Annotated in this window: 10 protein-coding genes; 4 read left to right on the plus strand and 6 right to left on the minus strand. The window is 35.9% G+C overall.

Annotated elements, in window-relative coordinates; translation table 11 throughout:
- Positions 1-35: 35 nt before the first annotated feature.
- The 3 genes from ACLHG9_RS11055 to bioB all read left to right on the plus strand — a co-directional run bounded on the left by ACLHG9_RS11055 (position 36) and on the right by bioB (position 3,482).
- Complete coding sequence (locus tag ACLHG9_RS11055) at positions 36-1,259, plus strand: MFS transporter (RefSeq protein ID WP_410221544.1); 1,224 nt, start codon at positions 36-38, stop codon at positions 1,257-1,259.
- A gap of 88 nt (positions 1,260-1,347) precedes the next feature.
- Complete coding sequence (gene hemF / locus ACLHG9_RS11060; RefSeq protein ID WP_410221545.1) at positions 1,348-2,241, plus strand: oxygen-dependent coproporphyrinogen oxidase; 894 nt, start codon at positions 1,348-1,350, stop codon at positions 2,239-2,241.
- A gap of 236 nt (positions 2,242-2,477) precedes the next feature.
- On the plus strand, positions 2,478-3,482 hold the full coding sequence (gene bioB / locus ACLHG9_RS11065) for a biotin synthase BioB (protein ID WP_410221546.1): 1,005 nt from the start codon (positions 2,478-2,480) through the stop codon (positions 3,480-3,482).
- Positions 3,483-3,598: 116 nt separating this feature from the next.
- Here the strand turns inward: bioB and ACLHG9_RS11070 are convergent, their stop codons facing one another.
- Entirely contained in the window at positions 3,599-5,779 is a 2,181-nt protein-coding gene (locus ACLHG9_RS11070) for an FUSC family membrane protein (RefSeq protein ID WP_410221547.1), read from the minus strand.
- A gap of 775 nt (positions 5,780-6,554) precedes the next feature.
- On the opposite strand from ACLHG9_RS11070, the gene ACLHG9_RS11075 reads away from it, so the two are divergent.
- Positions 6,555-7,907: a PhoH family protein gene (locus tag ACLHG9_RS11075; RefSeq protein ID WP_410221548.1), complete on the plus strand. Its 1,353-nt coding sequence runs from the start codon at positions 6,555-6,557 to the stop codon at positions 7,905-7,907.
- Here the strand turns inward: ACLHG9_RS11075 and ACLHG9_RS11080 are convergent.
- The 5 genes from ACLHG9_RS11080 to ACLHG9_RS11100 form a co-directional block, all read right to left on the minus strand.
- A complete protein-coding gene (locus tag ACLHG9_RS11080; RefSeq protein ID WP_410221549.1) occupies positions 7,904-9,115 on the minus strand; it encodes a TCR/Tet family MFS transporter in 1,212 nt (403 codons plus the stop codon). The genes ACLHG9_RS11075 and ACLHG9_RS11080 overlap by 4 nt on opposite strands.
- Positions 9,116-9,154: 39 nt before the next feature.
- Positions 9,155-9,865, minus strand: a complete 711-nt coding sequence (locus tag ACLHG9_RS11085) for an endonuclease V (protein WP_410221550.1) — start codon at positions 9,863-9,865, stop codon at positions 9,155-9,157.
- Positions 9,862-11,076, minus strand: a complete 1,215-nt coding sequence (locus ACLHG9_RS11090) for a DUF763 domain-containing protein (RefSeq protein ID WP_410221551.1) — start codon at positions 11,074-11,076, stop codon at positions 9,862-9,864. The genes ACLHG9_RS11085 and ACLHG9_RS11090 overlap by 4 nt, the downstream gene beginning before the upstream one ends.
- Positions 11,077-11,320: 244 nt before the next feature.
- Entirely contained in the window at positions 11,321-12,457 is a 1,137-nt protein-coding gene (locus tag ACLHG9_RS11095) for a tetratricopeptide repeat protein (protein WP_410221552.1), read from the minus strand.
- Positions 12,458-12,528: 71 nt separating this feature from the next.
- A complete protein-coding gene (locus ACLHG9_RS11100; protein WP_410221553.1) occupies positions 12,529-13,611 on the minus strand; it encodes a hypothetical protein in 1,083 nt (360 codons plus the stop codon).

Raw genomic sequence — 13,611 nt, forward strand, 5'->3', positions numbered from 1 at the left:
TTCCAAACAAACCTAAACCAAACAGACTAAACTAAATGAAAACCTTGCAATCGAACAAGAACACAGCTTTAATTATCATTGTAGCTTCACTAGGCTATTTCGTTGATATTTATGATCTTATATTATTTTCTGTTGTACGTGTAAAAAGCCTCAAAGATTTAAATGTACCTGATGCAGATATGCTCAGAGTGGGCGCAAGTATTATCAACAGTCAAATGTTCGGTATGTTGTTAGGTGGTATTTTATGGGGCATATTGGGCGATAAAAAAGGCCGTTTAAGTGTATTATTTGGCTCTATTATAACTTATTCACTTGCTAATATTGCCAATGGCTTTGTTACAGATGTAAACAGTTATATCATTGTCAGGTTCATAGCTGGAGTAGGGCTTGCGGGCGAATTAGGAGCGGGGATAACTTTGGTAACCGAAACCATGAGTAAAAAATACCGAGGTTATGGGACTATGGTAGTAGCAGCAGTAGGCTTAATGGGAGCAGTAGCAGCGGCCTTAATCGCTGATAAATATACCTGGCAAACCAGTTACTTTATTGGCGGCGGTATGGGCTTAGCTTTATTATTGATGCGAGTTGGCTTGGTAGAATCTGGCTTATTTAAAGGAGCCAAAGAAAACAACATTCAAAGAGGTAATATCTGGATGCTGTTTAACAACGGTACCCGTTTTAAAAAATACCTTTATTGTATTTTAATTGGTCTGCCTTTATGGTTTGTGGTGGGTGTACTTATAACTTTTTCGCCAGAAATAGGAAAGGCCATGAACGCAAATGGGGTTTTAAATGCAGGAAAAGGAATCATGTACTGTTACATTGGCATTTCCATAGGCGATATTGTAGCTGCTTTTATTGCCCAAATCTTAAAATCGCGTAAAAAAGTAATGTACATTTTTTTAACATTAACTGCCATTTCAATTGTAATCTATCTTAATTCTAATGGCTTAACACCAGAAAAATTTATAGGTTTAAGCTTGCTGCTGGGTTTTGCTTCTGGTTATTGGGCAACCTTTGTAACTATAGCTTCAGAGCAATTTGGCACCAATCTGCGCGCAACCGTTACCACTACTGTACCTAATTTTATAAGAGGTTCACTTATTGCTATTACACTTTCGTTCCAGTTCTTTAAAGATCAGGTGGGTATTTTAAACAGCGCCTTAATTGTGGGCTTTATCTGCGTTGTAATAGCATTATTTGCAGTAAGCCAGTTAGAAGAAACTTTCCTTAAAGACCTCGACTATATCGAAGAATAGGCTTTAATGTCAAGTTAATGTACTATCTATACTTATTAGAACCGATCCCCTTTTATTTAGCGTAACTTTGATAGCATAATTTATAGTCATGTTTAAGGATAAAGTAGCTGCCGCGTACCAACAAATTCAGGATAGTATTTGTGAAGGATTAGAAATTGCCGATGGTAAATCTAAATTTGAAGAAGAACTTTGGGAAAGAGAAGGCGGAGGCGGAGGAAGAACCCGGGTAATACAGCATGGTGCAGTAATAGAAAAGGGAGGCGTAAATTTTTCTGCCGTATTTGGTAAGTTGCCTGAAAGCGTAAAGAAAGCGTTTAAAGTAGAAAATGATGAGTTCTTTGCCACAGGGGTATCCATCGTTATACACCCCGAAAATCCATTTGTACCTATTGTTCATATGAACATCAGGTATTTTGAAATGGACGAGCAAACCCGTTGGTTTGGTGGCGGCATAGATTTAACCCCACATTATGTAATCCCTACAGATGCCCGTTTCTTTCACCACAGATTAAAACAGGCTTGCGATAAGTTTAGTCCCAATTTTTACCATAAATTTAAAACCCAGGCCGATAATTATTTTTTCATTAAACACCGTAATGAAACAAGGGGAGTGGGTGGTATATTTTATGATCGCTTAAGACCTGATAATACCGGATTGGATTTTGATCAGATTTTAGATTTTTCAATAGAAGTAGGTAATTCTTTTTTACCTATTTATACCGAATTAATAGACAGGAACAGAGATAAGGAATATACGGCACATCATAAAGAATGGCAATATCTACGTAGAAGCAGATATGCAGAATTTAATCTCGTATATGACTCGGGCACTAAATTTGGCTTGGAGACCAACGGACGTATAGAAAGTATTCTGATGAGCTTGCCACCAACTGCAAAATGGAATTATAACCCCAAAGTACTTGAAGGCAGTGAAGAAGAAGCTACGTTAAACCTGTTGAAAAAAGACATCAATTGGGTATAAAAATCAACCGTCATGCTGAACTTGTTTCAGTATCTTATTTAAAGAAATATATACTCTGAAATAAATTCAGAGTGACGTTAAGAAGATATCCGTCATGCTGAACTTATTTAAGCATCTTATTTAACTGACTTAAAAAAAAATTCTATCAATTCAGATAATTTGTCTGTGCTTAGCTTATTGCTTGTTCAATAATTATTACCACATTTGCAGATACAAATATTACCTTATTAAGATATATGCAAAAGTTAAGACACGATTGGACAAAAGAAGAAATTGCAGCTATTTACCACAAACCTTTATTAGATCTGGTTTACGAAGCAGCAAGTATTCATCGTGAAAATAAAGACTATAACGAAGTTCAGATCAGTTCACTCATATCTATCAAAACCGGAGGCTGCTCAGAAGACTGTTCTTACTGCCCTCAAGCTGCCCGTTACAATACCGATGTTGATGTACATGCCTTAATGAAACTAACCGATGTGGTTTCTGCAGCGGTTAAGGCCAAAGAAGGCGGTGCCTCACGTTTATGTATGGGCGCCGCTTGGCGTGAAGTACGAGATAACCGCGACTTTGATAAAGTAATTGAAATGGTTAAAGCGGTTAATGAGATGGATATGGAGGTATGCTGTACTTTAGGTATGCTAACAGAAGATCAGGCTCAACGCTTAGCTGATGCCGGTTTATACGCTTACAATCACAACCTCGATACCTCTGAAGACGATTATAAAAGAATTATTTCTACGCGTACTTACGATGATCGCTTAAATACCATCAAAAACGTAAGAAAAGCTAAATTGACTGTATGCAGTGGTGGTATCATTGGTTTAGGCGAAACAGTAGAAGATAGAGTTTCGATGTTGCAAACCTTAGCTAATATGCCTAAGCACCCAGAATCAGTACCGGTAAATGCGTTGGTACCCGTAAAAGGTACACCTTTAGAAAATCAGCCGAGAGTCTCTATATGGGATATGGTAAGAATGATTGCTACAGCACGCATTGTAATGCCTAAATCTGTGGTACGTTTATCTGCTGGAAGAAATGAAATGAGTGTTCTGGAACAAGCCTTCTGTTTTATGGCAGGTGCAAATTCTATTTTTGCGGGCGATAAATTATTAACCACGCCAAATCCTGCATTTAATGAAGATATAGCCATGTTCGAGCTATTGGGGTTAAAAGCCAGAGAGGCTTTTAAAAATGGCAGACCCCAGCATACGCTTAAACAAGAAGAACAAGCTGTTTAAAATCAAAAAATAAGGGTGTTTAATTTTTTTCCGTCATCCTGAATTTATTTCAGGATCTTTAATTAAGATTCCGTATCGAGTACGGAATGACGTTCAATCTACTAACACCCTTATTACTAAAAATTCTTAACGTTGATCTTCTCAGTAATCTTATAAATATCATAAGCCACTTTCTGTATCAGATCAAAGTGCTCTTCTATAATCGCAGTGGTGTTTTCTTGTATATCGGCATGAAGTACATTTTCTTCTTTACTCTTTCGATGTATCAATTGTACATTATTAACACCTTCTTTATCGTAAAATAAATTATCTACTGAACTGTTTAAAAGAAAAGCTGTATGTTCGGCAATGAGTTTTAAACTATCCGGGTTTACGCTGATAAAATTATGTTCCTTTATGTACAATGCTAAACTGGCCACATAAGAGGTAAGCAAGTGATTTAATACCGTAAACTGGTGTAGTTCCTTAATATAAATTTGCTTGCTTTTGGGTTCAGAGAACATGCGTTGAAACAAAGACGATAAATTGGATGAATTGATAAAAATATCTTTCCTCGCCAGTTTATAGCTCGTAATATCGTTCTCATCCTCAAAATAAAGCCTGATAACCTGCTTAAAATATTCTGCATTAGATTTTAGCGTATTTACCATCGCTTCCTTCAGCTTTTCTTTTTCCCAGTTGGGGAACAACAAGTAACTTGCGGTAAAGGCAATTCCAGAACCTATCAATGTGTCGTATATTCTTTCTCTTGCCACGGCCATTGTACCTAAACCCAGAAAATCGAACATAATCAAGATATAAGGAGTCATGAACAACACGCTGATTACGTAGTTTTTTCGCTGGAAACTGTATGCGCCGATCATGAAAATGATCAGAATAAAAAATAATGTATTTTTATCGCTTACAAAATGTAAGATCCCCATACCAATAAACGCACCGATTACTGTTCCAATAATCCGATGGTAATTTCTCTCTTTGGTTAGAGAAAATCCAGGTTTTGAAATGACCAGTATGGTAAGCAAAATCCAGTAACTATGCGAAAAAGCAAGGCTTTTGGCCGCAATATAGCCCACCAACATTACAATAGAAACCCTTAAAGAATGACGGAAAACAGCTGATTTAAAGTTTAAATTATCAACCAGGATCTTAAGATCAATCTGTTGTTTATTTACAAATTTTGCCACATCAACATCACCATTCTTAATTTTGTTGCGTTCTTTTTTATTAAAATAGCTTACAATGTTCTTAACCCGCTGAACGATGTTTTCTATATTAACCTCTATGTTCTTAAGCGCTATAATACCTAGTGCATTGTATTGGACAGATCCTGTCTGCTCTAATTTTCCTATCTCATCTTTTAAACTAAGCAGATCTTTATCCAATGTATTGGATATGATAGGAGTACCTCCGGTTTTCAATGCAAAGGCTATATCATCTAAAGCATAAGAAATCTTATTGATGATCAGCTTGTACCTGTACAGAATGCCTGCTTGGTCAAATTGATCATGCAATTGCTTGTAATTGTAATAGGTTGACATTACCTGCTCAAAAAGATCGACCATATCGGTAAATACAACCAATAAAAACCTGCCCTGAGGAGTAGATTCCTTTACAATTTCGCGGGTACGGAACAATACCTCCCGCACTTCATCCTGCTTCTGGCTTACATCTACCTGTAATTGTACTAAAGCCTTGAAATTCTTATCGTAATTAACTTTTTCTTCATAGAACTTGGCTTTGGCCCTTAAAAATTCGGCCACCTGCAAAATTGAATCACTCAACACCTGTTGCGCCAACCTATAAGGTCTTATTCTATAAATAGCATAGCTTAAGATAGCATACCATACACCGCCACATAATACCAAGCCTGCCGATAATAAAACTTCATTCCAAGGCCTGATATCGTCTATACTTAATACCATGACCAGCAAGACCGCAACACCTATTGCAGATGCTCTGTTGCCAAACAACAGGAACATGGAAAAAATGAAACTGAAAATAACAAGGATTAAGCCTGTAAAAATGATGTTTTTGTTGGTTAATCCAACTATTATGGAAACAATGAACAACAATGCAATGGTAATCAGCATGGCATTGCGTCTGTGGTGCATTGGGCCCGGCGTGTCAACAATGCTTACACAAATAGCCCCTAATGACAAGGTCATGCCGTATTGCAACATGCCAAAATGCGCTAAAATTAAAGGCGGGCAAATTACCCCAAAGGTTATGCGTAAACCTTCTACAAAGTAATTGCTTAATAAAAAATCCTGCGTATTTCTGATAGGCCTGTTGAGCATACACAAATCTAATATTTATATCATTCTACAAGCATAACAAATTAAAGTTTGCAGCATCTTTTTATTTTTTTAAGAAATTTAAAAAGTAAAAAAATATCAGTGATGAAGAATTTTTGTTAAAAAACTGAATGTTAATAACTTAGCATAAAATAGAATAATCCCATTTTTTAAGCCAATGAGTAAAGAAATTTGTTATTAAAAATGTTTATAAAATACAATTAGCTGGTTTATAAATTGTTAGTAAAAACAATCTTGTTTTCTTGACAAATAGCTATAGCTAATCTAACTTAGTATTATCAAACAGGAAGTACTTTGACAGTCTGAACATTAATCCAAAACGAAGATGAAGCCAGAGGCTAAAATTTTCGGGATTAAAAAACAGGTTTAATTTGCGGAAGTTTTATAACAGACGCATCCTTATTGCGATTAATATCCAATATCCAGGAAACTAAAATTCGAAATCAGTTTGGTCTGAGAGTAAAATAAAAAAGTAGAAATACTAAACAAAGTTAGTTGAACAGTTTTAATAACAGACATTGCAGATACACAAGTTAAAATACGCTATGGCGGTGAAACTTTGACAGCAATTAAAAGATGAAATAAAGTTGAAAAACAGCATTTCAGAAATTAGGTCAAGTAATTTTCTTTTGATGGCCCATATCTAACTACGGTTAGAATTGGGTTTAAGCGGAGAATCAAATCGAAAGAGGCGGTTCTCCGTTTTTTTATTCTAAAAATTAAAAACTTTAATAGCCAAATGGTTATTTTAGCTTATATGGCAAGTAAAGAAAATAAGTCTCAAACAACAGACAAAAAAATATTTGTTCTTGATACCTCCGTAATTTTATACGATCATAATGCGGCCCATAATTTTCAGGAGCATGATGTTGCCATACCCGCCTTAGTACTCGAAGAACTGGATAATTTTAAAAGTGGTAACGATACCAGAAATTTTGAAGCTCGTAATTTTATAAGAATTATAGATCAGGCCTCTAAAAATCATCTTTTAAATAAATGGGTAACTTTAAATAAAAAGGGTGGAGGTAAGTTTAAAGTTTTGCTTAATGAAAAACCTCAAAAAAATAATGCGGAACTGTTGTTTAGCCAAGATAAATTTGACAACAGAATTCTAAATACCGCCTTAGCCCTAAAAGAAGAACATCCTAAACGCAAAGTAATCCTGGTATCAAAAGATATATGTCTGCGTTTAAAAGCCAAAGCACTAGATCTGCATGCCGAAGATTACGAAACAGGGAAAATAAAAAATGTAGAAGAGCTTTACTCAGGTAAAACAGAAATTAAAAATATAGATACTCCTATTTTTGATCATTTAAAGGCAAATACACTTATTGATGCAGCTCATGCAAAACTGCCTTATCGAGCAGGTAATCATTTCTATATTTTAAAAAACAAGCGCAGAGAACTTAATACATTTTACAATGCTGCCAATAATACCCTGAGATGGATTTCTGATAAGGAAATATTTAAAATAGCTCCACGTAATGCCGAACAAAGCTTTGCCATTGATGCATTATTAAATCCCGAAATTAAACTGGTAACCATACAGGGTAATGCAGGTACGGGGAAAACACTCTTGGCCCTTGCCAGTGCCTTAGAATTACGCAGAGAATACCGGCAGATTTACGTTACCAGGCCTATTGTACCTCTAAGCAATAAAGACATCGGTTTTTTACCTGGCGATGTAAAATCTAAAGTTGATCCTTACATGGCGCCTATATGGGATAATCTCAAATTTATACGTGAGCAGTTCAGTAAAGATGAAAAAATGCAGAGCAAGATTGATGAGCTTGTTAACACCGAAAAGATTGAAATAGCACCTTTGGCATTTATAAGAGGCCGCACTCTTACTAAAATCTTCTTTATTATAGACGAAGCCCAGAATCTAACTCCACATGAAATTAAAACCATCATCAGTAGGGCGGGCGAACATACCAAAATTGTTTTTACAGGCGATATCTACCAGATAGATACGCCTTACCTCGATTCTGAAAGTAATGGTTTATCTTACCTGATAGAAAATGCCAAGCATCATCCTCTTTATGCACACATAACTTTACAAAAAGGAGAAAGGAGCGAACTGGCCAATTTGGCTAATGAACTGCTTTAATGGTGTTTACGTAGCGTAAAAATGGCGATGAATAAAGCAATGAGCGTTAAAAATGCGCTCAATATAAAAGGTGCTCCCGGAAAATAATAAGTGGTGTGATCTGCAATAAAATAAGCAAATATATGGGTCATTAACCAAGGGCCAATAATTGCGGCCAGACTTTGCATAGCCGTAATAATTCCCTGTACTTCGCCTTGGGCATTATCTGCTACTTGGTTTGAGATAATAGTTTGCATAGCCGGACCTCCAATACCCGCCAAACAATAAGGAAAAATAAACAGCATCATCATTAAGCCGTTAGGAGCAAAAGCAAAACAAGTAAAACCGATGATATACAATATCAAGCTGTATATAATCGCCCTTTTATTTCCTATTTTAGGGATCAATATCCTGATCAGTCCACCTTGCACCAACGCAATAACCACACCAACCACACCTAAAGAATAACCGATCATTTCAGAATCCCACTTAAATTTTTCAATTACATAATAACTCCAATTAGATTGTACAGAGTGACTTGAAATATACAATAGCAATAAAGCACCTACTAAACCAATAATCGTAGGATATTTTGAAACATTCAATAAAGAGCCCAGGGGATTGGATCTTCCCCACGAAAACGCACGTCTTTTTTCAGGAGCTAATGATTCGGGTAAAATAAAATAACCATATAACCAGTTTAAAAGAGCCAGAACAGCCGAAACCATAAAAGGGGCTCTCAATCCCATATTACTGAACCAGCCACCAATAACAGGTCCTATGATAAAACCTACACCAAAAGCAACGCCTACCATTCCAAAGTTCTGTGCTTTCTTCTCTGGAGTTGAAATATCTGCAATATAAGCCATGGCCGTAGTGAAACTGGCACCGGTAATACCGGCTATTACCCTTCCAACAAACAGCCATAAAATATTAGGCGCAAAAGAAAGGAAAATATAATCGATACCCAAGCCGAACAAAGAAAGCAATAAAATAGGCCTCCGACCAAAACGGTCACTTAAGCCGCCTATAATCGGAGAAAATAAGAACTGTGCCAATGAATAAGCTACCAGTAAATAACCTCCATACTCTGCAGCAACATCTAATCCCTTACCGGTTAATTCTTCAATCAATTTGGGCATAACCGGTATAATGATACCGAAACCCGTAAAATCGATCAGTAACGTAATAAATATGAAAATGATCGCGGATGATTTTTTAGTTGACATGGTGTAAAAATAGTTTATTTCTTGAAAAAGATAAATGGTTTAAAATAGTTCGGGATTTTGAGAAATTTTATGATAACCTTCTTTTAAATGGCCTGTTCTGAATTGATTTACAATTTCATGCGCTATTCTTGTAGGTTCAGGAATACGGTATTTGCCTATACATTTACGGATAATGCTTAATGACTGCGAAACATTTAAACCATAGCCCGGAGAAATATACACGGGTTGAGTGCGGTCTTTGGTACGAAGTGTATAACCTAAAATTTCGTGATGTCCATATATAGGGTTTTCAGAATATTTCTGAAGAGCAGGTTCTTCATACTTACCAAAAAGTGAGTTTTTAGCACAACCTATTGTTAAGTGTTGGGTAAGTACGCCAAAATGGGAAGCAATTCCCATTTTTCTAGGATGTAAAATACCTTGCCCGTCTAAGATCAGCACATCAGGTTTATTCGGGATCATATCCCATGCCTTTAGCAAGCTGGGCACTTCCCTGAAACCTAAAAAACCAGGGATATAGGGAAAATCACTGGTGCCGTGAGCCAGTGCATAACCCTGCAAAGTCATATGTGGAAAGTTCAGTATAACAATAGCTGCAAAAAACTGGTTACTGCCTTTATTAAAAGAAATATCCGCTCCTCCAACAGTTTTAAAATCCAGATTTTCTACCAGATCTAAACGCAATTCTGCTTTGAGCTCATCTTGTATGACTATTGCTTCGGCTAATGTAAGATTATCGTAACTGATCATTGAAATAAATCTAATTGTTGGTTTTGCGGTGCTTTGGCTTTACCAAATACCGTTCTTCCTCCATATTTCCACGAGTTAGATCTTTCATGGGCAATTAACTCGTTAAAATTACCATTAGGCACAAAATCCTCTGCCAAGCGGGCTGTTACTTTAGAAAGCGATTGTATGGCCTGTATTTTGTCACTCTGTCCTAATTTCGATTTTTGTATAGCCTGCTGTAAAGTATCAATCGTTTCATCATAAACCTGAGTCGGAACAGGGAAGGGGTGACCATCTTTACCGCCATGGGCAAAAGAAAAACGGGCAGGATCTTTAAACTGTGAAGGTTTTCCATAAATTACCTCGCTCACTAAAGCCAAAGACTGCAAAGTTCTGGGCCCTAAACCTTCAAGTAACAATAATTCTTCAAAATTGTTCACGTTCTTTTCTTGAGCAAGCCACAAAACAGCACCTAAGCGTTTCATATCCACATCTTTTGCTTTTACATCATGATGCATAGGCATAACCAAATGTTTGATCTTAGAAATCTCAGATAGCATTCTATCCGGGTTTTCTGAGGTAACTTCCATCATAGCTGTTTTTAAAGGTTGGGCCATCTTATCGGTAAGATTGAGAATATTACCCTGATTTTCTCCGTAAATACTTGTATGGGGCTCTTCTGTGAACGATTTTATGGAAGGAGAATGCCAATGGTAACGACGTGCGGTAGAGCTGCTGTTACTCATCCCTTGCTGTATAACTGTCCACTGGCCTTCATTACTTATAATAAAATGATGTTGATACAATTGAAACCCATCCTGAATAGCTGTATTATCTACTTTAGCACTCAATTTACTGCTTCTAACCAGATCTTGAGCGGCTAAACCATTCAACTCAGCAAAACGCAATACTTCATTGGGTGTATTTCTGGACTGCCTGCCTTTACCACCACAAATAAAAATACCAAATTCTTTAGTATTAGGGTTAATGCTTCTTTTTAAAGCACCCATTACTGAGGTGGTAATGCCCGAAGAATGCCAGTCCATACCCATTACAGCTCCTAAGCTTTGGAACCAAAAAGGATCGCTTAATTTAGATAATAAAGCATTTTTACCCTGATTGGATAGTATTTCTTCCACGATGGCTTTTCCTAATTTGCCCATACGTTCTGCCAGCCAGAGTGGTACATGGCCGTAGTGTAAGGGTAAATCTGCGCTGCCTGATCTTTTCATGAATTACTAACAAATTTAGTAATTAGTTATCAAACATCAAATTAAAAAATAAAGGGTTAATGAATACAAGACAAATTATTTTCTTTTCTATGCGTTGGCATAATCTATTTATTAACATTCATTATACGAGCATTTATGGGAGGATTATTTTGTTACATAATTGACATTATGTTAAGTTATATTATCACTATCTCCTCACTTCATGAAATGATACAATTGATTTTGATCAGGCGGTTAAAAGCAATTAAAACTCGTTCAGTTTACGCTTAAGCTCTTGCACCCGATCCAAACGATTTTTTCGGGTATAAATATCAATCAATAGTTTGATAACATTTCTGTTATTCTGATTGATCTCGTAAGCTCTGAGCAAAGTAAATTCTGCATGGTTAGTAAATGAATTGTATTTGGATACGTTTTTATTATTTAAACTGTTATTGGCTTCACTTAAAAAAACCAAAGCCAGCTGATATAATGAATCAAAATAATTCTGGTCTAAATTAAGAGCTTTTTTATAGGCATTTTCTGCATTTGACAGGTTATTCTGTTTGTATTGCTGTAGGTATCCATATAAAAAAAGCAGTAGTTTATTTTGATTGTCCTGACCTAAAGAGCTTTCGATTCTTTTCAATGCTTTTTCATATCTCTCATTATCTAACAGCAGGTTAATATAATCATTATTTAATGATACATGATATGGATTGAGCTGTAAGCCTTCTTCTAAGGTTTTAATAGCCAGTTCATTCTCAAATTTTGAAGTATAGATTGCCGCTATATTCTGATAAACACTGGGGTTTTTAATACCAGCTTCTTTAGCTCTTAACAAAAATGCCAGTGCATCGTTATATTGTTGTATGTTTTGTGCGCAAATAGCGGTATTTACGGCTAATAATGTATCTTTTGGATAACGATCACTTACATCTTTTAATAAAGTATAAGCATTTAAAAAGTCATTATTATTGAAAGCTTCTGTGCCTAAACTCTGCTTTTTGGCAATGATGTTTTTTTCGGCAGCTCCAATGAGTTCATGGTTAGACTGAAATTTATCCAATTCCTTAGCTTTAGCTACGGCTTCTACTGCTAAAGAAAAGTTTTTTTCGGCACTTTGTTCGTTTTCATCTACCAGTGCCACATAAGATGTAAGGTATGCTTTTATAGCCCAGGTTTCTGGCCAGTTCTTGGTTTTCTTATCGCTTTGAGCACTTTCAATTGCTTTAAGCCCCTCTCCTATAATGGTAAACTGTTTTTTCTGGTCTTCTTTATTACTGATACTGGTTTGCAGTTTTCCGACACTGTTATTGGCTATCTTTACCTGCGAACCTTGTGCATTTACAGTATTGCAATATAAAACTGATAATATGAAAAGAAAATATATCCTGCGCATCCTTACAAAGAAAATAAAAAAGGACGATAAACTCAAGTTTATCGTCCTTTTGCCAGATTATTTAATAGCAGTTAGTTTTTTAATGCTTTTAATAATTTATCAACCTCTTCGTAATTTTTTGTGTCGTTTTTAAACGCATAAATCTGTTTAAGCGTTTGCAATGTTGGTTCTGATTTAGGATCTAATTCTAAAGCTTTTTTATAATAAGGAATAGACTGATCTACTAAAGCTACCATTTTAGCAGTTAAAGCATTGTATTCTTTTACTTTTTTGGCATCTATTTTAACGCGCTGCTCTTGTATATTTAGTGCCTGTTTATAATAGGTATCGCCCATTAAATATTGGTAAATAGCTCTTTTAGGATCTTTTTCAATCAATTTACCTAATAACTCCTGAGATTTTGCGATATCACCCCTTGTAATATAAATATCGGTTTCTATACCTATAAAGTCAGATTCTGATGGGAATTTTGCTTGTGCTTCTCTTGCTAGTTCTAAACCTCCTGTTGTATCTTTGAGGTTATCTAAAGACATGTTAATTACTTCACGGTAGAAATCTTTTGATTCAGGAACGTTGAAACTGATTACTTTCCTGAAGTGTTTAATGGCCTGCGGGAAATCACCCATTTGCTTTGCAGTAACGCCGGCATTGATGTAAAGACCCGTATCTCCAGGCTTTCTTGCAATTAGTTCGTTAAACTCAACTAAAGCTCCTTTATAGTCTTTCTTATTGTATAATTTTATTGCTCTGGTATTGATTGCATTTTCAACATTGATCTGAGCGTTTTCAAGAGCTTGTTTCTCATCACCTTTTTTATCCAGCTCCTTAGTCTTAGCAATTGCTTCTTCAGCAATTTTTTGCTTTGCTATAGAGTTGTTAAAATCAAGCGTATCCATAACGCTGATTGCTGATGATAAAGAGGCTCTTAAACTCCATGTTTCAGCTAAAGATTTCGTTTTCTCGTTGGCTATTGCATTATCTGTATGTTTCAGGCCTTTTTCCAGATTCTCTAAATTCTTATTCAAAGGCATTGTTTTAATACCTATGTTATTGAATATCTCCCATAATTTACGTGCCTCTGTTACTTCAGCTTTCTGAGCATGGGCACCTACTACTGCTCCCAATAAAAGGGCGCTTAAAAGGATTTTTTTCAT

Origin of the sequence: Pedobacter sp. (genome assembly GCF_046462515.1) — a bacterium.
In the GTDB taxonomy this organism is placed as follows: domain Bacteria; phylum Bacteroidota; class Bacteroidia; order Sphingobacteriales; family Sphingobacteriaceae; genus Pedobacter.

Excerpts from the sequence above, each read along its gene's own strand:
- ACLHG9_RS11090 (WP_410221551.1), bottom strand. The coding sequence starts at position 11,076 with ATGAAAAGATCAGGCAGCGCAGATTTACCCTTACACTACGGCCATGTA.
- ACLHG9_RS11095 (WP_410221552.1), bottom strand. The coding sequence starts at position 12,457 with ATGCGCAGGATATATTTTCTTTTCATATTATCAGTTTTATATTGCAAT.
- ACLHG9_RS11075 (WP_410221548.1), top strand. The coding sequence starts at position 6,555 with ATGGCAAGTAAAGAAAATAAGTCTCAAACAACAGACAAAAAAATATTT.
- ACLHG9_RS11080 (WP_410221549.1), bottom strand. The coding sequence starts at position 9,115 with ATGTCAACTAAAAAATCATCCGCGATCATTTTCATATTTATTACGTTA.
- ACLHG9_RS11055 (WP_410221544.1), top strand. The coding sequence starts at position 36 with ATGAAAACCTTGCAATCGAACAAGAACACAGCTTTAATTATCATTGTA.
- ACLHG9_RS11100 (WP_410221553.1), bottom strand. The coding sequence starts at position 13,611 with ATGAAAAAAATCCTTTTAAGCGCCCTTTTATTGGGAGCAGTAGTAGGT.
- ACLHG9_RS11085 (WP_410221550.1), bottom strand. The coding sequence starts at position 9,865 with ATGATCAGTTACGATAATCTTACATTAGCCGAAGCAATAGTCATACAA.
- hemF (WP_410221545.1), top strand. The coding sequence starts at position 1,348 with ATGTTTAAGGATAAAGTAGCTGCCGCGTACCAACAAATTCAGGATAGT.
- ACLHG9_RS11070 (WP_410221547.1), bottom strand. The coding sequence starts at position 5,779 with ATGCTCAACAGGCCTATCAGAAATACGCAGGATTTTTTATTAAGCAAT.
- bioB (WP_410221546.1), top strand. The coding sequence starts at position 2,478 with ATGCAAAAGTTAAGACACGATTGGACAAAAGAAGAAATTGCAGCTATT.